Consider the following 25131-nt stretch of genomic DNA (forward strand, 5'->3'; position numbering starts at 1 on the left):
TTCGACGCGACAGCGAAAGCCTCTGTCTTGTCACTGAGCGGAACTTTTCAGATCTGCAAACCGTCGGCGGTAATCGGCAGGCGTTGTTCCTTCCCGCTTTCCGAACGACCGGATGAAATGGGAATCGTCGCAAAAGCCGGTCTCGTGGGCGATCCGGGTCACTGAGAGATCAGAGGTTTCCAGAAGCTGCCTTCCCCGGGCCAGCCGCATGGATATCCCGGCTTCCGCGGGCGTGGTTCCGAGCGCATCCCTGAAATGCCGTTCCAGCTTTCGCCGGCTGATGCCCAGGCGTTGTGCAATGGCCGACACCGCCGGAGGAACACTCATGTTTTGCTGGATCATATGCAGTGCTTTTGTGACCAGAGGATCTTCGGTAGAAAAGTCGATCGGTATCCCGGGTTGCGGATTTTCCTCATCCTTGGCTTCATCAATGATCATGATATGCAGGCTCTTGGCAGCAGCGGATTGCCCCACATGGCGGCTGACGAGAAAAGCCGCCAGATGGGCCGAACTCGCCCCTCCCGAGCATGTCATGCGATCACGATCAACAACGAATATCTGATCAGACACAGGTTCGATACCATCGAACTGCTCGAGAAAATCATCATGGTGAAACCAGCTGACGCAGCATTTGTAGCCATGCATCAAACCAGCCTGGTGAAGTATGAAAGCGCCGGTGCATACACCGACAATAGGAACATCGGCCTCGGCGGCCAGCCTCAGATAATTCACATAGTCCGGGTTGAGCCGCTCGATCGCTTCGATAAGCCCGCCAACCACCACGAGATAATCGAACTGGCGCGGATCACCCAGGCGTTGGTCGGGAAAGACCGGCACACCGCAACTGGACTTGACGGGATTCATGGTGGCCGAGAGAACCGTCCAACTGCATCGGACCTGACGTGAGCGGTCCCCTTCATCAGCCGCCAGGCGCAACACGTCAACGAAATTCGCAAACGCGGACAGCGTAAACCTCTGCGACAGGATGAATCCAACCCTCAGAACGGGCTTCGGCTGCACCATTATACAATTCTCCAAACCGATATGACGGATATTTAATGTAGTGTTGACGCAATTGTACAGCCGATCAGGCGGATTTTGCGCCACGCTGCAATGACCGGTCCTTCAAGGGCGACGAATTTGGACAGTGTCGGGTGGAGGCAGTGTCGGGTGGAGACAATGAAACACATTGCATTTGTTCTGTTGCCGAATTTTTCGATGCTTCCATTTGTTTCGGCATTGGATCCTCTGAAGCAGGCCAATCGGCTTTCCGGCCAGTCTTTATACAGGTGGTCAACCTACACGCTGGATGGCGCGGCGGTGGAAAGTGATTGCGGCATTGATGTTGGGGCAGACGCGTCCTTATCCGATCTGAAGCACGCGGATATTGTTTTTGTAGTCAGCGGACGCGGCGTACAAACCACCACACTTGATCCTGCGCTTGGCCACCGGTTGCGCGCGCTCGAATCCCGTGGAGCAATGATCGGCGCGCTTTGCACCGGCGCCTATGTGCTGGCAAAGCTGCGAATGCTCGACGGCTACGAATGCACGATCCATTGGGAAAGCCTGCGCACCTTCCGTGAGATGTTCCCGCAATTGGCGGCCTCGGAGGTTGTCTTCAAGATCGATCGTAACCGCCTGACCTGCGCGGGTGGAAATTCCGCATTTGACATGATGCTGGCCCTCATAAGCGAGGAGCAGGGGCACGACTTTGCACGGCAGATTGCCGAGGCTGGGCTGCACCAGCACATGCGAAGGAACGGAGAAGCACAACGTCCCGACATGTCCTATCATTTGGGGACGCATAACCCGAAGATCATTCAGGCCGTAGAGTTGATGCGGGAGTACATCGAAGAGCCGGTTACCTGTCAGCAGCTTGCTGAAATGACGCACATATCAATGCGCCAGTTGGAAAGGCTGTTTCAGAGGCATTTGGGCAGTTCTCCCGGACTGTACTACATTCGCCTGCGGTTGCAGGCGGCACGGGACCTGTTGCGTGACACTCCGCTGTCAATTCTGGAGGTCGCGATCGCAAACGGATTTGCATCGGCCAGCCATTTCAGCAAATGCTACCTTCGGCATTTCGGACACACGCCCAGTGAGGAAAGACACCAGGCTCAAATTACCGGTGCCAGCCATTGCCGGGTACAGGTCTTTGGCAAAGATGAGGCCGTGCCGGTGGAATCAAGGACTTTGGTCGCCAGTCGGGACCTTAGCTCCTGCCCGCGCCAGCCACGAAAGCTGCAACGGCCTCCCGCATATCCGGTTCGCGGCCCAATACAGCCTGCAGATCACGTTCCAGCTCAAGCTGTGGGTTGAGATCCTTGTCGCAGGCCGCACCGACAAGCCGTTTGGTTGCGGAAACAGCCTGCGGTGAAAGTCGTGCTATGCGCTCGGCAACGTTTTCAACGGCGCTCATGAGCTCATCATCCTCGTGCACCTCCCACACCAGCCCCCAGGACAGAGCCTCTTCTGCAGAAATGCGCTCGCCCAGCAGCATTGCTGCCGTCGCGCGCATTCTCCCTGCGATTTGCGGAAGAAAGAAAGTGTTGCCGCCGTCCGGGACAAGCGCAATTCCTGCGAAGGGTTCGTAAAAATAGGCCGAGCTGGCGGCAAGCACGATATCGCAGGAAAGCGCGACGCCGACCGAGACCCCGGCACATGGCCCGTTGACGGCGGCGATGACCGGCAGCCTTGAGGTGCGAAGCGCGCGGATAAGCGGATTGAAATGAACGTCGATCACGTTTTCGAGGAGATGTGCTTCCTGCGTTTGGGACGGTTCGACGGTCGACAGATCATAACCCGCGCCAAACGCCCGCCCCTCGCCCGTTACCACCACCACACGAACTCCCGAATCTTCCTCTGCTTGCGTAAGAGCGGCCCGCATTTCATCTGCGGTACCGTTGCGCATGGCATTCAGCTTCTGCGGCCGCCTCACAGTGATCGTCGCTACCGAACCGTCGATATCCAGCGAAATATCCTCAAATGCCATTGTCAGCTCCCGCCCTGCGTGGATGGTTGTGTGCACCCGGTTGTTCGGCGCCCTGCCCGCGCGATGCCAAATGCCATTCGATCTGCGGCAACCGATCGGCCCCGAAGAACGCTTCATCGTCAATGAAGACGAAGGGCGAGCCCCACACACCGCGCGCCACTGCATCGTCATTGGCTAAAACGAGCGCTTCTCGTGGACCATCGCCCGTCATCAGTTCCGTGAGCGTTTCGGGGTCCAGGCCGTAGTGTCCGCCGATTTTACGGAGCACGTCTTCGTCGGAGATGTCCTGGTTCTGGGTGAAATAGGCATCGAAAACCGAGTGCATGAATGGACGCAGCCTCAGCGGATCGATGGCGGCCAGACCGTAATAGGCACGTGCGGCGAGATGCGTCGAGATCGGAAATGCGTCCGGCATGCGGTAGGGCAAACCGAAAAACCGGGCCGAACGCGCCATGTCATCGAGGAGGTACGTCCCTTTCGGTTCGTCATCCATGGGCGGCGACATCTTCAAGGCCCTGCGCACCGCCCAAAGCAATATGGGGCGGTAGCTCACCTGGAGCCCGTGCCGTGCTGCCAATGCATCCAGCCGGTTCAGGCTGAAATAGGCATAGGGAGACACAAAATCGAAATAGACCTCTATCATCGGCGTCACAATTCTAGAACCTGAAGACGCCGTAGCCTGAATCGCCAAGCGGAGCGTTGAGCGAACTGGTGATCGCCATGCCCAGAGCATTGCGTGTGTCGACCGGATCGAGAATGCCGTCATCCCATATCTGCGAAGTCGAGTAATAGGCTGAAAGCTGCTCGAGATAGGCTGACTGTGTCGTTTCGCGCAGTTCTTCGATCACCTCCGGATCGAAGGTCTCACCATTGCGCCGCATCTGCGCGATCTTCACATCGGCCAGCGTATTGGTCGCCTGTTCGCCGCCCATCACGCCGATCTGATGACCGGGCCAGCCAAACAGAAAACGTCCGTCGAAGGCGCGTCCGCACATGCCGTAATTACCCGCGCCGAAGGAACCGTGACACATGACGGTGAATTTCGGCACCCGCGAACAGGTCTGCGCCATAATCATCTTGGCGCCGTCCTTGGTGATGCCGCGGCGCTCGTAGGCCTGACCGATCATGTAGCCGGTGATGTTCTGCAGGAAGACGAGCGGCGTGTTGTTCTGGTTGCACAGCTCCATGAAATGGGCGCCCTTCAACGAGGAATCGTTGAAAAGGACGCCATTGTTGCCAAGGATGCCGACCTTCCAGCCCCAGATATTGGCAAAGCCGCAGACAAGTGTCGTGCCGTAATTCGGCTGGTATTCGTGGAAGCGGCTGCCGTCGACAATGCGGGCAATCACCTCGCGGATGTCGAAGCCCTTTTTGATGTCGTCGGGAAGAATGCCGTAGAGCTCTTCCGGGTCGTAATAGGGATCAGCCGGCTCCTCGCGCTGGCAGGCCCATTTTTGCGGACGATCCCACTGGGCGACAATTTCACGACCAATGGCTATCGCCTCTTCTTCGGACGCCGCAGGATAGTCGCAAGTGCCGCTGACGCTGGTATGCATGTCGGCGCCACCGAGTTCCTCGACGCCGACTTCCTCGCCGGTCGCCGCCTTGACGAGCGGCGGCCCGCCGAGGAATACCGCGCCGGTGCCGCGAACGATGACATTATAGTCCGACAGGCCCGGGATATAGGCGCCGCCGGCCGTGCACTGGCCAAAGACGAGCGAAAGCTGCTTGATCCCTGCTTTCGACAACAGGCACTGGTTGCGGAAAATGCGCCCGGCCATGTGCCGGTCCGGAAACACCTCGGACTGAAGCGGCAGGAAACCGCCGGCAGAATCGCAAAGGTGAATGACCGGCAGATGGTTTTCCAGCGCAATGTCAAGACAGCGGATGATCTTCTTGACCGAAAGTGGATACCAGGCGCCGCCCTTGATCGAGGAATCGTCGGCATGGATTATGACCTCGCGGCCTGACACGATGCCGATGCCGGTGATGATGCTCGCCCCTGGAGACTCTCCCTCATAATCCATATTTGCAGCGAGTGTTGAAAGCTCCAGGAACGGCGTTCCCGGATCAAGGAGTTTTTCGACCCGTTCGCGCGGCAGCATCTTGCCCTGGCGTTCGAGCCGGGCGATATCGCGTTCAGGGCGCGCGTGGCGGGCCGTGCTCTGCTTTTCGTGCAGTTCCGCAACAAGCCGGCGGTAATGATCCCGATTCTGGCGGAAATCCGGACTGGCGGTGTTGATAGCCGATTGAATCCTACGCATCAGACGCCTCCGTTTCCAGCGTGACGATCACCTCGTCCTTCTCGAACGTGTCGTCCACGGACTTCAGAAAGGACGCGATGATGCCATCGCGCGGCGAGACCAGGTTTGTCTGCAATTTCATACTTTCGATCGTCAAAACCGTTTCCCCGTGTTTCACGTCGGAGCCGGCTTCCTTGTGAACAGTGACCACAGCACCTGGCATCGGGGCGCGGATTTCATCCGTCGCATTTCCGGCTTCGCCCGCAGCATCGCGAGGGTCGATCAGATCGATGATCCAGTTGCGGCCGCCCAGGCGCAGAAATACGCGATTGCCGTCACGCGCCTGACTGAATTCAAAATGCCGGCCGTCGATCTCAATGATACGAAAGCCATCGCGTGTTCCTTCGTCGATCACGGACCTCTTCCGGCCGTCGATCTCGACTTTCAGCTCGGGACGGAGGGATTCGATATCAAGTGCATATGCCGTATCGTCCATTGTGAGTTTCAAAGCCATCGTCAGTTCCTCCATCCGCCCATGGACGCGTAGGGATCCGGCGCGTCAAAGACGAGCGTACGGAACTCGCGGAAGGCAAGGGCCGCGGCAAGAAGCGCCGCATCACGCTCCATTTCGTCAGGCGGCGGCGCGACGAGGTCTTGCTCGTGTTCGGTGACAAATCCGGTGTGAAGTGCGCCATCACGGAAGACCGGATGATCCGCAACACGGGAAAGGTAATCAAGATTCGTCTCGACACCGAGCAGGACCGTTTCGCGCAGCGCTTCGACGGTGCAGTCGATTGCGGCTTTCCGGTTCTCTCCATGCACGACAAGCTTTGCGAGCATGGAATCGAAACTCAGCGTCACATAGTGCCCCTCGACAAGGCCGTTTTCGAAGCGGATATGTGATGCAGCCGGAGGATCGAGCTCCAGCACCTTGCCAGTTGCCGGCATGAAGTCGCGCTCCGGAACTTCTGCACAGATGCGGCACTCGATTGCATGTCCCGAAACGCCGATATCGTCCTGGCTGACGCCAAGCGGCAGACCGGCGGCAATCTCGATCTGCATACGGACAAGATCAATGCCGGTTATCATTTCGGATACCGGATGCTCCACCTGGAGACGGGTATTCATTTCGAGGAAATAGAATGCGCCGTCCGGTGCAAGGATGAACTCGACAGTTCCGGCATTGCGGTAGTTCGCGGCTGACGCCAGACGCACCGCCGCCTCGCAAATCCTGTCCCGCAACTCATCCGCCAGGCCGGCTGACGGTGCTTCCTCGATGATCTTCTGGAAACGACGCTGGATTGAGCACTCACGCTCGAAAAGGTGCACCACATTGCCGTTGCCGTCGCCGACGACCTGCACCTCGATATGGCGCGGCTTCTCGACATAGCGCTCGGCATAGATCGTGCTGTCGGCAAAGTAGCGTTCGGCTTCGCTTGCAGCGACGCGCGCGCTTTCGGCCAGCTCATCGGCGGAATGCACTATGCTCATGCCTTTGCCACCGCCGCCGGCCGAAGCCTTGATAAGAAGCGGAAACCCGATAGCGCTGGCCTTCTTGACGAAGCCGTCGAGATCGCCATCCGTCAATACCGACTGCGCGACCGGGACCCCGTGTTCCTCGGCAAATTTCCGCGACGTGATCTTGTCGCCCATGAGCTCTATGGAAGCCGGCTCAGGACCGATAAACACCAGACCGGCTTCGCTTACCTGACGCGCAAAATCGGCGTTTTCAGACAAAAACCCGTATCCCGGATGGATCGCTTCGGCTCCGGAGCTCAGAGCAATTTCAATGATCTGACCGCCATCGAGATAGGCGGCAACGGGCGTTTCGCCGACAATCTCATGGGCTTCATCGGCCAACTGGACGAAACGCGCCTTGCGCTCGCTGTCGTGAAAGACCGCTACCGAAGTAATGCCCATTTCCTTCAATGTATCTTCCACCCGGCACGCAATCTCGCCGCGGTTGGCAATCAGAACTTTGGTGAATGGCAGAGCTGTCGGGCGCATACGAATACCGTTGATGGACAAGAGGATGGCGGGCCGGAATTTCCGGCCCGCCCTTTGAGCCTAGTACTGTGTGAACTCGGTTACCGGCGTGACGGAACCGGCCACCGGGTCGACCTCAAGCACACGGACGGCGGTAGCCGAGATGTGCCGGTCCTTGGCAAAGGTCAGCGGCAGGGTGACGCCGGCCGTGTCGAATTCCTCACCGGATTCGAGTTTTTCGACGGCGCAGGCCCGCGTCGGGTTGTCGCCGCAGCGCCGGATCGCCTCGATCATGATGCGGGTCGCCACATAGCCGGTCGCGGCGTAGCGGTTGAGCGCCTTCATCTCGTCTTCAGTGAGGTTGGCCTTGGCCACATCCAGGAAATGCGCGGTGCCTTCCGATCCCATCGGCGAAATGTAGTCACCGCTATAGTATTTGTAGCCGTAGGGCGCCGACAGTTTCATGATCGGCGGCAGTGTCGAGGTGGGCACCGTTGCGACCTGCAACGGCAGTTTGAACTTGCTCGACTCTTTCAACATGGTGGGAATTTCCGTCGTGACGCCGCCGGCGATCAATACGTTGACGCCGTTGGAACGCACCTTCAGGATTTCAGCGCCGAAATCCTTCTGGCCGCGCTTGTAGCGGATGGGATCGGCGGCATCGACCTCAAACGCGTCGACTGCCCGGGTGAAGGCTTCTTCAACCTGATTGCCGAAATCATCATCCTGGCGGATGACGCCGTATTTTGCGTTTTCCGGGCTATGATTGTCATGGATGTATTTGAGCTGGGCAAACAGCAGATCCTGATAGGACGCACCGATCATGAAGACCGTCGGCTTGATCGGATCGACTGCAGCCTGCAGTGGCGAGAACGACACGATTGCCGGAATGCCCTCTTCTTCGAGGATCGGCAGGATAGCGGCCGTTCCAGCGCCGGCGCCGGTGCCGATAAGGCCAAAGACGCCTTCATCGATATGTTTGCGCAACCCCTGCACTGTTCGGGCCGGAACGTAACCGTCATCCTCGGTCCGGATAACCACCTCGCGCCCGTTGACGCCACCGTCGGCATTGGCTTCAGCCGCGGCAACAACCGAGCCGAAATGCGCGGCCCTGCCGACCAGCGCGGCCGAGCTGGTCATCGGAAGTATATTGCCGATTACGATTTCTGAATCAGTCACTCCCGGTTCTGCCGCCGCCGATGACACGGCGGTCGCCAGTGCCAGAGCGCAGATGGCGCTGTATTTTTTGATCCTCATTGTCTTTCCTCCTTGTTTAACCCGTTCTGTCTTTGCCCCCTGCGTCACACGGACAGGGGCCAGTGGGTCCAGTAACGCTTCACATCGCGCCACAGGCCGATGAGCCCGTGCGGTTCGATGCGCAGCATGATGATGATGGTGAGACCGGTGAGCAGACCGCGGATTTCGTAAATGTAAGTCGACAGCATCGTGGTGACGCCCGTCGGCAGGAGATCGATCGCCTCGCGTGTGGCTTCGGGAAGCAGCACGATAAAGACCGCTCCCAGGATTGCGCCGGCAACGGAGCCGAGACCGCCGACAATGACCATGGCCAGTGCTTCGACGGAAAGCAGCAGGTTGAAGATATCGACATTGATGAAGCGGAACTGGAAGGCCATCAGCCCACCGGCTATGCCGACAAAGAACGAAGAAATGACAAAGGCAGACAGCTTGTACTTCGTCAGGCTGATGCCCATGACGCGCGCTGCAATGTCGTGATCGCGAATGGCGGTGAACGCGCGGCCAACGCGCGTGCGCAGGATATTGAGTGCAGCGACCGTCGCAATGATGGTGACCGCCAGAACGAGGGAATAGAGCTGCGTCGGCGACGTCAGGTCGAGCCCGAAGAAATCCAGATCCTTGATCCGCACACCATAAGGTCCATGCGTAACGCCCTCGGCGTAAAGCAGGAAATGCGTGATGATGAAAGAGAAAGCCATCGTCGTGATGGCGAGATACAGCCCCTTGAGCCGCAGCGAGGGAATACCGACGACAAGGCTGAGTGCGGCAGAAACGACACCGGCGGCAAGCAGCGCCAGTTCCGGCGGCCAGCCGTAATCGGCAATCAGCAGCGCCGTCGTGTAGCAGCCGGCGGCCAGGAAACCCGCCTGCCCCAGCGAAATCAGACCGGTCACGCCGGTGAGGATATTGAGGCCGATGGCGCCAATCGCGGCAATGCCGACAGTCGTCGCGAGAGCGATCAAATAGTTGCTGGCGATGAAGGGAAAGGCTGCCAGCGCGACGATAAGCGACCCTATCCAAAGCCAGGTGATTGCATTATCCGACAGCGAGATATGCTTTTCATAGGTTTCGACGAAGTGGTGAGTCCGCATCACACGCGCTCCAGCTCTTTTTCACCGAACAGACCGTAGGGCCTGACCATGAGGACGATGATGATGACGACGAAGCCGGAGATCTCCTTCAGACCCTGGCCGATATAGCCTTCCGAAAGGTCTCCGATGACGCCGATAATGAGGCCGCCGAAACCGGAGCCGAGCGGCGAATCGAGCCCACCGAGGATTGTTGCCGGAAAGGCGCGCAGGCCCTGGAACCAGAGGTCCGGTGCACGCGAGAACATGATCGCGAATGTTATGCCGGCAAGACCCGAAACGATTGCGGCGATGGCCCATGCAAAAGCCGAGATGCGCCGCACATCGACACCCATCAAAAGGGCGGCGGTTTCGTCCATGGCCGTCGCGCGCATGGCTATGCCGATCCGGGTGAAGCGGAAGAACAGGAATACGGCCGTTGAAAGGAAAAAGAACAGGATGATGGCAAAGAGCTGTTCGGAAAACAGCACCACCGGCCCGATCTCGATCAGCCCGCCTTCTATCGCCGCATCGAACGGCTCCGCGTCCGAACCCCAGAGAATAACGATGAGGCTGCGCAACATCACGGCAAGGCCGATCGTCACCATGACGATGGCAAAGACCGGTTGGCCGATCATCGGCCGGATAAACAGCCGCTCAATGATGACGCCAATCAGCGCCGCAACGCCAATCGATACGATGATGAGGGCCCAGAACGGCAATGTGAGTTCGGTGCCGAGACTCCAACTGACATAGGCCACCAGCATCATGACCTCGCCTTGCGCAAAATTCAGCACGCCGGTGGTCTTGAAAATGATGGCAAAGGCAATGGCGATGATGCCGTAGATCGAACCGATCACCAGGCCGGATGCAACGAGATTTAAGAACAGGTCCATCGGCGTTCCCTCACGCTCCGTACATCTGCTCGATGAGCGGTTTGAATTTTTCCTCGATGACGGAGCGGCGGACTTTCATCGTCGCCGTCACTTCGCCGTCGTCATGGTCGAGTTCCTTGTCGAGGAGCGAGAATTTGCGGACATTCTCGACACGCGAGAACTCCTTGTTGACCGAGTTGATTTCACCGGTAATGAGGTCACGGACTTCCGGCAGACCTGCGAGGCTCTTGAAGGTCGTATAGGGAAGTCCGCGTTCCTGCGCCCATTTGCCGACAGTCTCGTAGTCGATCTGGATGAGCGAAGTCAGGAAGTTGCGGCGTTCGCCGATCAATACCGCTTCGCGTATGAAGATCGAATCCTTGATACGGTTCTCGATCAGCGACGGCGTGATGTTCTTGCCGCCCGACGTGATGATGATGTCTTTCTTGCGGTCGGTAATGACGATGGAATTGTCGTCGGCGATCCGCCCGACATCGCCGGTGCGCATCCATCCGTCCCGAACCGCTTCGGCGGTTGCCTGCTCATTGCGCAAATAGCCCGGGAAGATCGCCTTGGAACGCACGAGGATTTCACCGTCCTCGGCGATTGTGTGTTCGTAAGTATCGAGCGGCGGTCCGGCCTGACCAAGTGCAGTGTGCCCGGGATACTGGCTGTGTGAAATGCCCGACAGTTCCGTCATGCCGTAGACCTGGTAGACCTTGAGGCCGAGCGCCCAGAAAAACTCCAGCACATCCGGCGAAATCGAAGCGCCGCCGCACAACATGGTCTGCGCCCGGTCGAGGCCCATCGATTTTTGCAGGGAGCGGAAACAGACCAGCCACAGGAAAGCGAAGACGAGCCGGTCACGCAGCGATTTGCGCTCGCCGCCATTGGCCAGCTGCCTCTGGGCGATGGGCCGCCCGAGCGCCAGGCATTGTTCAACAACGCGCTGTTGTAGCGGCGTTGCGTCCTTGAGTTTGACCATCACGCCGTATTGCAGCTTTTCCCAGATGCGCGGCACGCCGAGAAATCCGGTCGGGGCAATCTCACGCAGGTTCTGGTTCACCGCATCGATGGACTCGGCAAAATTGACCGGCGTGCCGTTGACGAGCTGCATGATGGTCGAGCACAGCCGCTCCGCAACGTGGCAAAGCGGCAGATAGCACAGCACTTCCCAGTTGGTCTCATCGATGCCGTGGCGCTCCGACAATCGCAATCCACCCCAGATCAGGCCGCGGTGGGAAAGCATCGCGCCTTTCGGCATGCCGGTCGTGCCTGACGTATAGACCACGACCGCCACATCATCCGGCGTCAGCGCATCGATCGAATTTTCGAAAAGGTCGCCATATTCCTCCCGCTTGGAACGGCCGAGCGCGGCCACTTCATCGAAACTCATCAATCGTTCGCGCGGGTAGTGTTTCAACCCCTTCATGTCGACGCAGATGATCTTTTCGAGATGCGGGAGCTCACCGCCATGTTCAAGCGCGTCGAAAACCTTGTCCGTCTGCTCCTGATCGCCGCAGACCACGAAGCGGGCGCGGGAATGTTCGAGAATGTAGCGAAGCTCCGGCCACGGGTTGGTCGGATAAACACCGATGCAGGCACCGCCGAGCGCCTGGATGGCAAGATCGCTGAACATCCATTCCGGCGTGTCCTCGCTGGCGACGGCAAGGAAATCACCCTTTTTGACGCCGAGCGCAACGAGACCAAATGCAAAGTCTTTGGTGTGCTCGTAGTAGTCCCTGAAAGTAAAGCGGTTCCACACGCCAAAGTCTTTTTCACGGAATGCGAGCCGTTCCGGATACCGGTCCGCCCAGAAGCGCAATAGGCCGGGAAGCGTCGATTGCTCCATGAAGTTGGCGTCACGCAACATGGTCAGTTTTTCCCCAGATAGGCTTGAACGACATCTTCATTCGAAGAGATTTCGGCCGGTGTTCCCTCGGCGATCAGCGCACCGTGATTGAGCACCGCAATCCGGTCGGAGATGTCCATGACGATGCCCATATCGTGCTCGACCATGACCACCGTGACACCAAGCTCTTCGCGGATATCGAGAATGAAACGGGCGATGTCCTCGGTTTCCTCGCTGTTCATGCCGGAAACCATTTCGTCGAGCAGAAGCATCTTCGGACCGGTTGCGAGTGCACGACCCAGTTCAACGCGCTTTTGAAGGCCGTAGGACAAAAGCCCGACGGGCATGTCACGCAGATGCTCAATCTCCAGAAAATCGATGATGTCCTCAACGCGCTTCCGTGCAGCGATTTCCTCGCGCCGCGCCGAACCCCAGAACAGGGCGGCGCTGAGCGGATTGGCCTTTAGCGTGTGATGCAGGCCGACAAGCAGGTTCTGCACCACCGTCGCATGGGAAAAGATCGCCAGGTTCTGAAAGGTGCGGCCAATGCCGAAATCGACCAGCTGATGGGTTTTCGCCGTATGGATCTGATGGCCGTCGAATTCGATGGCGCCCTCGTTTGGCGGAAACAGCGCGCTGATCAGGTTGAACAGCGTCGTCTTGCCGGCACCGTTCGGGCCGATGACGCTGTAGATCGCGCCTTCCGGCACATCGAAGGCAACGTCGTTGACGGCGGTGAGCCCACCGAAACGCCTGGTGACATTCTTGAGTTTCAATAGCGCGCTCACGACAGCCACCTCTTGCGCCGTTTGTAATGCTTGACCTCGCGGTAATTCTTGCGTGTGCCGCCTTCGGAGAAGCCGAGATAGAACTCCTTGACGTCCTCATTGCCGGCGATGCGTTCCGCCGGTCCGTCAAGCACCACGCGCCCGTTCTCGACGATGTATCCGTAGTCGGCGATCTGCAGCGCCAGCGAGGCATTCTGCTCGACGAGGAGGATCGACATCCCCTCGTCCTTGTTAAGGGCGACAATGGTTTCGAAGATCTGCTCGATGATCTGCGGCGCAAGGCCGAGCGACGGCTCGTCGAGCATCAACAGCCGCGGATTGGCGAGCAGCGCCCGCCCAACCGCGGCCATCTGCTGCTCGCCACCGGAAAGATAACCAGCGGTCGCGTTCCGCCGTTCTTTCAGCCGCGGAAACATCGCATAGACCCGGTCGAGATCGGCCGCGACCTCGCCTCGTGATTTCAAAAACCCACCCATCGTCAGGTTTTCTTCAACCGTCATCAACGGAAAAAGCCGACGCCCTTCGGGGACATGAACAATGCCCTGCCCGACAATATCGTCGGCCGGCATGGCAAGAAGGTTCTTGCCATCCAGCGCGATCTCGCCGTGCAGAACCTCACCCTCTTCCGGATAAAGAACGTTGGAAATCGCCTTTAACAGGGTCGACTTTCCCGCGCCGTTTGATCCGAGAAGTGCAACGATCCTTCCCTTTTCGACGGTCAGCGAAACATCGCGAACGGCCTCTATCGCCCGGTCATACATGATCTGCACATTGGTGAGTGTGAGCATCGCCTAGCCGTCCTTGCCTTCTTCGGACTCGAGACGGTCCGCGACGCGCTCCAGCCTTTCGACCAGGCCATCAAGGCCGTTCGGCGATTTCACCGGTGTCGCAATGCCTGCCATCACCAGATCGCAGAGCTGGTCGGCAATCTCCTGCTGGTCGAAGCTTCCGCGATTGAGCAGAAAGCCGGATATGCGGTGCTCGATGCCACCGAAAACCATATCGCGAACCAACGTGACGGAAATGTCCGCCCGGATTTCACCACGGGCGACACCCTGCTGGATGATGTCCATCAGGACATGGGTGTAATCCCGGTTCAGCCGGTAGAGATCACTGTCGTAATAGTCGTCCGCACTCCTGACCTCGGAATAGAAAAGCCGGCAAAGGTCCGGGTTCGCCTTGATCGATTTCAGGTGCTGCCAGATAACGGTCTGAAGCTGGGCGCGCGTTCCTTCGACGCCCGAGAGTTTTTCGATGAACTCGTCGATCATTCTTTGATACCAGGTGCGGATGACCGTCAGCAGCAGGTCGCGCTTGTTGGTATAGAACTTGTAAATCGAACCTTCCGATACACCGGCAAGTTTGGCGATGTCGGTCATCGAGGCAGCGTCGTAGCCGCGCTGCGAAAAAACCTCGCGTGCGGCGGCCTCGATCTCGCGCATACGGCGCTCACGGGGCAGACGAACGAAGCTGCGTTTTGCTGATTCTGTGCTCATGCGATTACCTCCTGGCGAATTTCGTCCGTTGACCAATTGGCCAGGGGAGCGTCGTTGTCCAGCCATGCGACGGGGATATCAACCGGCAGGTCGAGCAGCATCTGGGCGTAAGTCTTGCCCTGTGGATCGTGGCGCAGCGATGCGATGCCGCCGCCGCCGAGCCCGCCATGAAGCAGAAAATTGAAGCCATTAAGGCCGGGCCAATCGAAACGTTCGACCTTGCCTTTGACAATGTGGGAGAAGTAATCGCGCACGGTATCTTCAGTGACCGCGTTGCGGATGACCGGAGCAAATTCAGGCCGCCGCGCAAGAATGCCGATATTTGCAATGTCGCCCTTGTCGCCGCTGCGACCATGGGCAATCGCCAGCAGCGGAACCTCGACGGTGCTTCCAGCCTGGCGGACCTCATCTGCCAGTCCGGCAGCCGGTGCCGCGGGTTGCGTCTCCTGCTCGCCGGCCGCGATTGGCACGGAAATGCGCCGGCCATCGATTTCGATCTCAACCGGCACATCCGCCTTGTCCACCAGGAACGAGAACAGCCTGATGACCGGTTGCGGGTCGGGTCTTCCACCGGCAAATCCGGTCAGCCCCTGCGCCATGGCCGTGGCGGCCGGATAGATTTCCCGCGCGAATATTTTCAGCGCCGCCTTTTCGTCGTGGCGAACGGCGATTTTCAGAATCACCTCGCGTGCGTCATGCGCCGTGCTGTGCGCACCATAGGTGGATTCGCCACCAAGCACTTCGACCGATGTTTCGGAAAAATCTGCATGACCTTCAGCCTTCATCAGGCGTGACGCACGCGACAGAATAGCGGCGCCGACTGCCTCGGCCTTGGCAACGGCCTCGTTGCCGGCAATCATCATCGTTACACCAGCCCGGTAACCGTCTGCATAGGTGGCGCTCACCTTGTAGCTCGAGGTGGGTGCGCGCCCGTGTGCACCCTTGACACGCACCCTGTCACGACCCGCTTGGGAGAGCCGGACCTCTGAAAAATCGCAAATCACATCGGGCAGGACATAGGCCGCCGGATCTCCGATTTCGTAAACGATCTGTTCGGCGACGGTCATCGGGCTGACGAGACCACCGGTTCCTTCCGGCTTGGTCAAATCAAAACTGCCGTCTTCGTGGCATTCGGCAATGGGAAAGCCCATACGGTCCCAGCCTTCGACGTCGCGCCAGTCGGTGAAGATGCCGCCGGTCGCCTGTGTGCCGCATTCAAGAACGTGGCCTGCCAGGCTCCCGGCGGCGAGGCGGTCATAGTCTGCCGCGCCCCAACCAAATTCGTGAATCAAGGGGCCGAGGGCCAGCGCTGAATCCGTCGCACGCCCTGTCAGAACGATATCCGCACCCTCGGCCAATGCCTTCGCGATCGGGAACGCACCGAGATAGGCGTTGACGCTTGCCAATTCCGCAGGCAGAGGAGCGCCGCTGAACATTTCGCGCGCACCGGATGCGTGGAACCTGTCACTCTGGCCACTGAGGTCATCGCCGCGCACAATCGCAATTTTCAGATCGACGCCGGCTTTTTCAAAGGCTGCAGACAGCGCATCCCGGCAGGCTTCAAGATTAACGCCACCTGCATTTGTGACGATGCGAATGCCCTTATTGGCGATCTCCTGCGCCAGCGGGGCCGCAACCATGCTTACGAAATCCGTCGCATAGCCGAATTCCGGCCGGCGCGCCTTCATGCGCGCCAAGATCGACATGGTGATTTCGGCCAGGTAGTCGAGCACCAGATAGTCGATATCGCCGCTTCTGACCAATTGGGCAGGCCCTTCCGGCGTATCGCCCCAGAACCCCGCGCCACATCCTATCCGGACAGTCTTAGCCATTGCCGCCTACTCCCCGGTCCAGACCGGCGCGCGCTTTTCGGCAAAGGCCGTAAAGCCTTCGCGCGCATCCATCGTGCGGGTCATATTGGCAAGCATGAATTGTGCATATTCGAGCGCATGATCGAAATTCATCTCGCGCATTTTCGCCAGAGACTGCTTGCCGAGCCTGATGCCGGTTGGCGATTTGGATGTCACCCGGGCAACCAGCCAATCCAGCTTTGCGTCAAGCTCGGAAGCCGGAACGGCGTAATTGACCAGTCTTTGTTGCGCCGCCTCACCGGCCGTCATCGTCTCGCCGGTCAGGCACATTTCCATCAAGGTACGATCGGGAACAACACGCATCAGCAGCGGCAGGATCATCATCGGGAAAATACCGACCTTGACTTCGGTAACGCCAATCAGGGCGTCCTCACATGCCACTGCCAGATCGCAAGCGCATACAAGACCGAAGCCGCCTGCCAGAGCGTGGCCATTAACCCGGGCGATAATCGGCAGGCGGCAGGCCTGTATGCGGCGAAAGAGCTGGGCGACGTAGTGGCGCGGATCATCGGCTGCAATAGTGAACGGCGTTCCGTCGGCATTGAGCTGCAAATCGCCACCGGCGCAGAACGCCTTGTCGCCAGCACCAGTCAGAACAACCGCCCGCACCTGCCGATCGGCCTCCGCCTCGTCCAGCCCGCGAGCAATTCCCTGCGCTACCGTTTCATTGAGTGCATTGCGCCGCTCGGGCCTGTTGATCGTTATGGTCAGCACACTGCTTTCGCGAGTGATCCGGACGACATCGTTCAATTATTCCTCCCTGCGCCCATGACGCCGACGTGGCGGTCAATCGCGCTCTCCTATAAAGTGAATGAGGCTCACTTATTTTGTCAATAGGCAAATTTGAATTCAGTTTCAATTCCGTAGAGAATTTTCTTTTTTGATATTTATATATTTGTTTTTATGAGATAAATTTAGACAAGTAATTTTTCATAATTCCGTATGGACTTAATAAATCTGATTCACTAAAATTCTGTACGCGCACCTTTTGGCACTTCCGCCAGGAGAGCGGTAACGGCGGTGATCCGATTCACCCCGATGCATCAAGGGAGGAGCATACTGATGACCAACGCCGCGCCGACGGACTATCTTGCCAATTTCGATGATGGCGGAACGTTTGACCTCAATGCCGAGCAGCGGGAGATCCTGGATCAGGCGGACCGCTTTGCGCGCAATGAGCTCTATCCCCTTGCCGAAAAGATGGATGCGGAAGAGTGGTGGCCGGACGATGCCTTTCCTAAAATGGGCGATGCCGGATTTTTCGGCATTACGGTGCCGGAGGAATATGGCGGCGTCGGCCTTGACCTCGTGACCTCAGGTCTGCTGCTTCAGGCATTCGGACGCTGGAACCACGCGCTGGCCCTAAGCTGGGTGGCGCATGAGAACCTGTGCGTCAACAACATCTACCGCAACGCTAATGAGGATCAGCGTCGCAAATACCTCCCTGACCTGTGCTCGGGGCGCAAGATCGGCGCGCTTGGCCTGACCGAGCCGGGCGCCGGATCCGATGCGCTGGGATCCATGCGCACGACTGCACGCCGGGACGGCGACCACTATGTCCTGAACGGCTCTAAGATCTACATCACCAACGGCCCGGTTGCCGACGTCCTGCTCGTTTATGCAAAAACCGACAGGGAACGCGGCGCCCACGGCATTTCCGCCTTTATAGTCGAAAAGAATTTTCCCGGCTTCGAAGTCGCCCAAAAGCTTGAAAAGATGGGCTACCGCGGCAGCCAGACGGCCGAACTCGTCTTCAACGACTGCCGTGTGCCGGCGGAAAATCTCGTCGGCGAAGAAAACAAGGGCGTCTCCATCGTCATGAGCGGACTTGACCTGGAGCGCTCAATGATCTCCCCGCTGTGCCTGGGCGTTGCCGAGCGGGCGCTCGAACTGTCGATTGATTTCGCCCAGACCCGCAAGCAGTTCGGCAAACCGATCGGTTCCTTCCAGATGGTTCAGTCGATGATTGCGGAGATGTATGTCGCGGTCGAAACGATGCGCACCTTCACTTACCGCACATTGGCCGCGGCAGCGCCGCTGGAAGTCGGCGGCGGCGGGCGCGGCGATATCCATATGCTCACGGCAGCGTCCGTCATGTATGCTGCGGAAGCGTCACACCAGGTGCTCGACAAGGCTGTCCAGGTTCATGGTGGCTCGGGCTATATATGGGAATCGGAAATCAACCGGCTTTATCGCTCTATCAAGCTTCTCGAAATCGGCGCCGGAACGACAGAGGTCCGTAAGCTGATCATCGCCGGTGAATTGCTGAAAGACATTCAGTGACATGACAAACGGCAGCAACGACGAAAATTCAAACGTGGATGCGCATAGCGGATTTGACGATACGGCACTGGCGACCATGCCAACGGTCTATGCGCCGGACGCATTTGCCGGTCAGGTGGCCCTGATTTCCGGCGGCGCCGGCGGACTTGGCCGCGCAACGGCCTGGCTGCTTGGGCGCCTGGGCGCGCATGTCATTGTCGCAGGCCGCAGCCAGGAAAAGCTCGACGCCCTCGTCGCAACACTCAAGGAGCACGATATCGCGGCAAGCGGCATCGCTCTCGACATCCGAAGCCCCGAATCCGTCAACGACCTGTTCGAAACGGTCTGGGAGGAACACGGGCGGCTCGATCTGCTGGTCAACAGCGCCGGCGGGCAGTTTCCGCAAGCGGCCATCGATTTTACCGAAAAGGGCTGGAACGCGGTCATCAACACAAATCTGAACGGCACCTGGTTCATGATGCAGGCGGCGGCCCGCCGCTGGCGCGATGCCGATGTGCCCGGCTCGATCGTCAACATCGTTGTGGTGACGCGGCAGGGTCTGTACGGCGTCGCCCACACGGTTGCCGCGCGCGCCGGCGTGGTCGGCCTCAGCCAGAACCTGGCTGTCGAATGGGCACCGCTCAACATTCGCGTCAACTGTATCGCGCCGGGCGCCATCGAAACCGAGGGCTGGAAGGTCTATACGCCCGAGGCCCGCGCGCTCTACTACCGGTCCAATCCGATGATGCGCAACGGCAATCCCTGGGAGGTGGCGGAAGCCTGCGCCTATCTTGGCGGTTCAGCTGCAGGATATGTGACAGGCGAGGTCCTCAACGTCGCCGGTGGCGGCCAGCACTGGGGCGAAACCTGGACAACCGGAAAACCGGACTATTTCAAGGACTAGTCTTTAGGGTTGGTTTATTGTGCCCAAAAGAAAGCCATTGCCAAAAAACGGCTCCGACGAATTCGTGCGCTGTCAAGGCGTGACAAGTACAGATCATAAGATCCGTAAACCAAACGTCGCACGAACACTCACCCGGTCTCTTCCGAGGCGATCCTGCGCAGGCCGTCGAGCGCAATATCCATTACCGATTGATCGACCGGATCGGCGCGATAGACAACATAGGCCGGCCGGCTCAGGACGGGCGCGTCGTCCAGTTGGAACAGGCGCCCCTCGTCGATCAGCGACTGGACAACCCTGATCGGAAAATATCCGGATCCGCCATTTTTAAGAATGTACTGCAGACCCAGGGCACCAAGACCGACGGACACTGCCGCCGTTTCCATCTGAGGAAAAGCCTCGGCATGGGCTCCAAGGAAGACGTCACCCCAGTCGACGAATACATAATCCTCGACCCAGCCCGGCGATACCTTGCGTTTTTTTGTGGCGACCAGAACCAGTTTTTCTTCGAGCAGTTTCTCCACGACAAGCCCGGGTGTGTTTCGCGGCTGGTACATAACGCCAATATCCAGCAGGCCATCGGACAGTTGGCGCATTTGGCTGGGTGAATAATCCGCTTCGACGCGCAACGCGACGTCAGGCGCCTTGCTTCGCATCCACGCCATCCACTCTAGAACCAGGCGCTCCCAGAGGCTGACCTGCGCACCGATCGACAACACCGTGCGAAAGCCGGGTTTGAGCGCCACGGACTGCTGTGACTTCTGCCAAAGCCGCTGAATGCCGCTCGCATAGTGATAAAACTGAGCGCCGGCTGCCGTGAGTTCACAGCCGGAATGGCTGCGGTTCAAAAGCGGGTGCCCTGCCCGCTCCTCCAGCGACTTGATCCTGGCGCTTGCCGTGGACTGGGTAATGTTCAGATTTTCCGCCGCACGATTGAAATTGCCTGTCTTGGCAACTTCCAGAAACGTCCAGATGTGATCGAGGTTCATCGAATCCGCCCATATACAGTTGATCGAGATGTTCGATTAAGATCACAAATTATATTCGTTTTTCAAATCAACAAAATGGCGTCAATCTGTACCGGAAAAACCCAGTCGGAGCTTGAGGCCAAATGTCTTTCGTAAATCATCGAATATCGGCCGCTCCGAATTATCTCCCTCCCATAGCCGCGGATTCGCCGATACAGGGTATCGTGCTGGTTGCGTTCGGAATCGGCATATTCAGCCTCCAGGATGTTATCATCCGTTGGATCGGCAGTACTTACCCGGCGTTTGAGATCGTTTTCCTGCGAGGGCTGATCGCCATGATCCCGATCGGCGCAATGGTTTATTTCAGCGGTGGATTTTCGACATTGCGGGTCCCCCACCCCTGGTTCAATTGTCTGCGGGGTATGCTCGGTTTGCTCTCCTACACAGCGTACTACATGGCGCTGGTCGCAATGCCCATTGCCGAAGCAACCGCCATATTCTTCGTCTCGCCACTGATTGTGACATTGTTCTCGGCTTTGTTCCTGAAAGAAACGGTTGGTATAAGGCGCTGGGCGGCTGTGATCGTGGGCTTCGCTGGTGTTGTTGTGATTATGCGTCCCGGTGCGGGCCTGCTGAACCCGGTCGCCGTGCTGCCTTTGCTGGCGGCGCTGACCTACGCGTCCAGTTCCATTATTACCCGGCGAATTGGCAAGACCCAGTCCGGCGCAAGCCTTGCCTTTTTTGCAATGGCTGTTTTTGTTCTGTTCAGCGCGATTTCCGGCGCACTCATCGGGGACGGCAAATTTGCGACGATCAGCCATCCGAGCATCGCATTTCTGTTGCGTTCCTGGACAGTGCCAAGCCTTTTCGACGGATTGCTAATCCTGATTTGCGGATTGATAGCAGCCGTCGGCTTTTTCTGTCTGGCGCAAGCCTACCGCATAGCGCCCGCAAGTGTTGTTGCACCGTTCGAGTTCGTGGCTATGCCGCTGGCGATGTTCTGGGGTGTGTTGATCTGGACGGAATACCCGTCCTCCACCACAATTCTGGGTGTTGTGCTGATCGTCGGCAGCGGTATTTATGTCTTGAACCGCGAGGCTGTCAGAAAGCGGCCCCTCGCGACAGGTCGCGGCATTCGGCTGCGGCTGTAGGGGCGGCTGGACTTCAATAAACGGGTCCTGTTTCGGCAAACATCCTGGCATGTGCCGAAGTCTGTCGCCGTGCAGGTGCGTATCACCATGCATTCCGCAAAGTTTGTCGCTATGGCAGTCGACAAAGCAAATGGCCTCCCACGCCCAGGTCAATTTTATTTGCCTGCTGACATTATCCGTGCCAGATGGCCATGCGCATCCACTGGTTTGGCAATCACATTGAAATGCCTGAATATCATGGAACTACAAGCCGTTGTGAGATTGCCGAGGGGCGTAAATATCTCCTGCTGAAAGTATATTTACGTCCGGCGGACCAATCGCTTTGCACAGCTAACCCGGTGACACGACACAAATATTTCTGATAGGTATGTTCCGCGGGCAAAATGCCTACCACTAAAATTTGAGGGGTATTTTACACGGGTTTCACATTGGAAGGTTTTTTACTGATTATTCACGTCGACACCATCGCGTGAATTCCGGAACAGAGCCTATTCGCTGAATTCAGGGGCGTTGGCATTGCACACTATGGCCTACCCGGAACGAAGCATCGTCACCGTAATGGTCGTCGATGCGGTAAGTTCGACAAACCGTATCGCGTCAGTCGATCCGGATGACGCCCAACTCATGGTCGATGACGTACTGACTCACATCCGCAGCTCGGTAGAAAAAGCCGGCGGCTTGCTCGTCAGTTTTGCCGGAGATGGTGGCGTTGCCGTATTTGGGTGGCCCGAATCCCATGAAGACCATGCTGACCGCGCATGTGAGGCGGCCTGGAACATTCAGCACCCTTACGATGAAAACAATCCGGTGCTCGACCCCGACAACAACAAGGTCCAGTTTCGGGTAGGCGTTCATTCCGGCCTCGTGGGGCTGAGAAATCTGGAACTTGAACGCGGCTCCCAGCTCGATCTGGTCGGCGGCACGGTGCATCTGGCTGCCCGTCTCGAAAAGAGCGCTGAACCGGGTGAAATACTGATCAGCGAAGACACGATTGAACTGTGCCGTCTGGATTTCAAGCATAAGCCGCGGTCAGATCTTAAGATACTCGATGAAATCAGTTCGAGCGTTTCCCAGATGTGCGCACCTGCAAATCGTCGCGCCGCAAACGGTGCGATGCTCCGATATACAAATCCGATCGTCGGGCGCGAAAGGGAACGCAAAACCATTGGCGATGCAATATTCGGAGATGCGACGCAGAACCGGATATACGCCATAATCGGAGAACCGGGCATTGGTAAGAGCCGCCTTGCCATCGCAGTCATCGACGAGGCGGTATCGAAAAATTCAGTAGACCAGCTGCTGGTTTTTCGCGGCGATATGCAAAAGCGCACCACACCCTTCGCAGTGCTGCGCAGCCTGATCTTGAATGCGTTGAAACTGGACGAGCAGTCACCGGGGCAGCGGATTGAAAAGGCACTCGGTGAAGCCGGATTCGATTTCATTGAGCCCGGCGTACTCGAAACAATGGTAATGCCGGATAAGCGCGAGCTCTCCGGCGGCGGCGATTCTCACCTGTCGCTGAAGGAAACCGCGAAAGCGCTTGTTGAAACCTTCGCGCAAGTTGGTCTGAAGGGCCGCACTGTACTTCTTATCGAAGACCTGCATCTGGTCGATCCCGAGAGTCTGGTCTGCCTTGAAATGCTCAAGGCCGCCGCCAGCGAACAACCATTATTCGTGCTGGTGACCGGTCGCCCCGAAGCCGCCTACGACGCACAACAGATCGCCGACAACGTCTTTAGACTTGAGCCCATGTCAAGAAACCAGATGCGGCAACTGGCTCGTCAATTATGGTCCGATGAGACGCCCAGCGAACAGAATTTGGAGAAAGTTCTCGATCAGGCGGATGGTATTCCATTCGTGCTCGAACAGCTCGCCTGCTCCATCGGCACGGAAGATCCCGACTCGATTCTATCGATTCCGCAAAGTGTACAGTCAATGATTCATGCACGTCTCAACCGACTGCCACCCACGACAAAATACTGCGCCCAGGCACTCAGTATTCTCGGTGAGGAGGTTGAGCTGGAGTTCGCTGGCAAGGTCCTTGGCATGGAATCAAAAGACCTCATGAAGGCGCTTACCGACCTGGAGAAGCTTGCCATAACCAATGCTGTTGCCGGACGGACTGTCCGGTTCCGCCATTCGATCATCGCCGACGCCTGCTCCATAACGGTTCCGCGCTCACGCAGGACGGACGTTCACAAGGCCGCAATTGAAACCATAAAGGCCACCTATCCCGATTTGGGAGGACAATACGAACGTCTGGCATTTCATGCTGAAGCCGCTGGCGATGACCTGACAGCCCTTGAGTTTTTCTGGCTGGCGGGCAACCGCGCGAACCGAAGCGCGGCCGGCAAATCGCTGCAGCTGATATTCGACCGGGCGCTGGAATGCATCGAGCGGGTTGGTGAACCCGCGGAAAAGATGTTCGTGAATTTCACACTGATGGTTTGCGCATCGCTTTTGCAGCTTGGCGAATTCTCGAAAATGCACAGCCACTTGCCAAGGGCGATGGAGCTGGCGACCAAGCAGGGCCGCAAAAACCAGATTTGCGCCGCCATGTGCCACATCGCCATGGTTGATTGGTTCGAAGGCCGGTATGAGGACGGGGTAACCATTGCCAGCGAGGCCCTGGACATGGCCGAAACAATGGAATCGCTGCCCCACATATTTGCTGCCCAACATGTCCTGTCGGTCCTTCATCACGCCATGGGCGATATGGATCGCGCGCTTTCACTTCAGCGCAGCCTGTGCGATCAGCTGAGCGGCGAACTGGAAACAGCGCAGCTGGGAGCAACGGGAATACCGGGCGCTATTTCACGCGCATTCCTCGGCTGGTTCCTGACCGAGATTGGAGAATATGAAGAAAGCCACGAATACGCGCTAAAATCGCTCGAAATCTCAAAGACCTGCAACAACTCCTACTCGGAAGTCATCTCACTTAACGCACTCGGCCGAAATCAGATCATGACGGGACGCACATCTGAAGCAGTTGAGAGTCTTCAGCAGGCAATGACAATTGTCGATCGGCACGGTTATGACGCTCCGAAACCTCACATCACAGGTCTGCTGTCTACGGCGCTCGCCCGCAGCGGCCGGGCAGACGAAGCGCTTGATCTGGTGGAGGACTGTTTCAAAAAGGCTCTCCATCTCAGAACCGGCCGCTTGGAAATCTACTATCTTTATGCCGGCTATGCCGAAGCGCTATTCCGCTCCGGCGCGGTGGAACGGAGCATGCCCGCTATTGATCAGGCCATCGAAATTGGTCGCAGCATCAACAACCCGAGCCTGATTGCACAGGGCCTGGCACTGAGGGCGCAGATCAGTTCGTCGATCAAATCGAACAGCCCGTTGCTCAAGCAGGACATTGAGGAACACCGAATGCTGTGTGCGAAGCACGGCTTCAAGGCGCTGGTGTAGCCCAA

At 57.9% G+C, this 25131-nt stretch carries 21 protein-coding genes; 5 read left to right on the forward strand and 16 right to left on the reverse strand.

The features are described 5' to 3' along the window. Positions 1-30: 30 nt before the first annotated feature. Positions 31-1023: a GlxA family transcriptional regulator gene (locus ABVT35_RS14030; protein ID WP_368467210.1), complete on the reverse strand. Its 993-nt coding sequence runs from the start codon at positions 1021-1023 to the stop codon at positions 31-33. 156 nt (positions 1024-1179) lie between these two features. Between ABVT35_RS14030 and ABVT35_RS14035 the strand changes: the two genes are divergently transcribed. After that, positions 1180-2319: a GlxA family transcriptional regulator gene (locus ABVT35_RS14035; protein WP_368467211.1), complete on the forward strand. Its 1140-nt coding sequence runs from the start codon at positions 1180-1182 to the stop codon at positions 2317-2319. On the opposite strand, the gene ABVT35_RS14040 is transcribed toward ABVT35_RS14035, so the two are convergent. Genes ABVT35_RS14040 through ABVT35_RS14105 form a run of 14 tightly spaced genes read right to left on the reverse strand, consistent with a single transcriptional unit; the run spans position 2213 to position 17177 of the window. Beyond that, entirely contained in the window at positions 2213-2992 is a 780-nt protein-coding gene (locus ABVT35_RS14040) for an enoyl-CoA hydratase-related protein (RefSeq protein WP_368467212.1), read from the reverse strand. The two genes, ABVT35_RS14035 and ABVT35_RS14040, sit on opposite strands and share 107 nt — an antisense overlap. Continuing rightward, positions 2982-3635, reverse strand: a complete 654-nt coding sequence (locus ABVT35_RS14045) for a 2-hydroxychromene-2-carboxylate isomerase (RefSeq protein WP_368467879.1) — start codon at positions 3633-3635, stop codon at positions 2982-2984. Before ABVT35_RS14045 ends, ABVT35_RS14040 begins: the two co-directional genes overlap by 11 nt. Positions 3636-3648: 13 nt before the next feature. Beyond that, positions 3649-5256 carry an acyl-CoA carboxylase subunit beta gene (locus tag ABVT35_RS14050; protein WP_368467213.1) on the reverse strand — a complete coding sequence of 536 codons (1608 nt, stop codon included), beginning with the start codon at positions 5254-5256 and terminating at the stop codon, positions 3649-3651. Beyond that, positions 5249-5749, reverse strand: coding sequence for a biotin/lipoyl-containing protein (locus ABVT35_RS14055; RefSeq protein ID WP_368467214.1), 501 nt, complete (start codon positions 5747-5749; stop codon positions 5249-5251). The genes ABVT35_RS14050 and ABVT35_RS14055 overlap by 8 nt, the downstream gene beginning before the upstream one ends. A gap of 2 nt (positions 5750-5751) precedes the next feature. Next, positions 5752-7242, reverse strand: a complete 1491-nt coding sequence (locus tag ABVT35_RS14060) for an acetyl/propionyl/methylcrotonyl-CoA carboxylase subunit alpha (RefSeq protein WP_368467215.1) — start codon at positions 7240-7242, stop codon at positions 5752-5754. A gap of 60 nt (positions 7243-7302) precedes the next feature. After that, a complete protein-coding gene (locus ABVT35_RS14065; protein WP_368467216.1) occupies positions 7303-8478 on the reverse strand; it encodes an ABC transporter substrate-binding protein in 1176 nt (391 codons plus the stop codon). 44 nt (positions 8479-8522) lie between these two features. Further along, positions 8523-9569, reverse strand: a complete 1047-nt coding sequence (locus ABVT35_RS14070) for a branched-chain amino acid ABC transporter permease (RefSeq protein WP_368467217.1) — start codon at positions 9567-9569, stop codon at positions 8523-8525. After that, on the reverse strand, positions 9569-10441 hold the full coding sequence (locus ABVT35_RS14075; RefSeq protein WP_368467218.1) for a branched-chain amino acid ABC transporter permease: 873 nt from the start codon (positions 10439-10441) through the stop codon (positions 9569-9571). Before ABVT35_RS14075 ends, ABVT35_RS14070 begins: the two co-directional genes overlap by 1 nt. 10 nt (positions 10442-10451) lie before the next feature. Beyond that, positions 10452-12293, reverse strand: a complete 1842-nt coding sequence (locus ABVT35_RS14080) for a long-chain fatty acid--CoA ligase (protein WP_368467219.1) — start codon at positions 12291-12293, stop codon at positions 10452-10454. Positions 12294-12295: 2 nt separating this feature from the next. Next, positions 12296-13060, reverse strand: coding sequence for an ABC transporter ATP-binding protein (locus ABVT35_RS14085; protein WP_368467220.1), 765 nt, complete (start codon positions 13058-13060; stop codon positions 12296-12298). Then, a complete protein-coding gene (locus tag ABVT35_RS14090) occupies positions 13057-13848 on the reverse strand; it encodes an ABC transporter ATP-binding protein (protein WP_368467221.1) in 792 nt (263 codons plus the stop codon). The genes ABVT35_RS14085 and ABVT35_RS14090 overlap by 4 nt, the downstream gene beginning before the upstream one ends. A gap of 3 nt (positions 13849-13851) precedes the next feature. Next, positions 13852-14556 (reverse strand): TetR/AcrR family transcriptional regulator, encoded by a 705-nt coding sequence (locus tag ABVT35_RS14095; protein ID WP_368467222.1) that lies wholly within the window; start codon positions 14554-14556, stop codon positions 13852-13854. Then, positions 14553-16388: an acyclic terpene utilization AtuA family protein gene (locus tag ABVT35_RS14100; protein WP_368467223.1), complete on the reverse strand. Its 1836-nt coding sequence runs from the start codon at positions 16386-16388 to the stop codon at positions 14553-14555. The genes ABVT35_RS14095 and ABVT35_RS14100 overlap by 4 nt, the downstream gene beginning before the upstream one ends. Before the next feature lie 6 nt (positions 16389-16394). After that, positions 16395-17177: an enoyl-CoA hydratase-related protein gene (locus tag ABVT35_RS14105; RefSeq protein WP_368467224.1), complete on the reverse strand. Its 783-nt coding sequence runs from the start codon at positions 17175-17177 to the stop codon at positions 16395-16397. Positions 17178-17489: 312 nt separating this feature from the next. Between ABVT35_RS14105 and ABVT35_RS14110 the strand changes: the two genes are divergently transcribed. Both ABVT35_RS14110 and ABVT35_RS14115 read left to right on the forward strand, forming a co-directional pair. After that, positions 17490-18710, forward strand: a complete 1221-nt coding sequence (locus ABVT35_RS14110; protein ID WP_368467225.1) for an acyl-CoA dehydrogenase family protein — start codon at positions 17490-17492, stop codon at positions 18708-18710. A gap of 1 nt (position 18711) precedes the next feature. Continuing rightward, positions 18712-19593: an SDR family oxidoreductase gene (locus tag ABVT35_RS14115; RefSeq protein ID WP_368467226.1), complete on the forward strand. Its 882-nt coding sequence runs from the start codon at positions 18712-18714 to the stop codon at positions 19591-19593. A 128-nt stretch (positions 19594-19721) separates the two neighbouring features. Here ABVT35_RS14115 and ABVT35_RS14120 read toward each other — a convergent pair whose 3' ends face one another. Beyond that, a complete protein-coding gene (locus ABVT35_RS14120; protein ID WP_368467227.1) occupies positions 19722-20579 on the reverse strand; it encodes a LysR family transcriptional regulator in 858 nt (285 codons plus the stop codon). 122 nt (positions 20580-20701) lie between these two features. Here ABVT35_RS14120 and ABVT35_RS14125 point away from each other — a divergent pair, with 122 nt between their 5' ends. Continuing rightward, positions 20702-21709 carry a DMT family transporter gene (locus ABVT35_RS14125; protein ID WP_368467228.1) on the forward strand — a complete coding sequence of 336 codons (1008 nt, stop codon included), beginning with the start codon at positions 20702-20704 and terminating at the stop codon, positions 21707-21709. Between the two features lie 525 nt (positions 21710-22234). After that, entirely contained in the window at positions 22235-25126 is a 2892-nt protein-coding gene (locus ABVT35_RS14130; protein ID WP_368467229.1) for an adenylate/guanylate cyclase domain-containing protein, read from the forward strand. Positions 25127-25131 lie beyond the last annotated feature (5 nt).

The organism is Hoeflea sp. TYP-13, from assembly GCF_040932035.1.
In the GTDB taxonomy this organism is placed as follows: domain Bacteria; phylum Pseudomonadota; class Alphaproteobacteria; order Rhizobiales; family Rhizobiaceae; genus Hoeflea_A.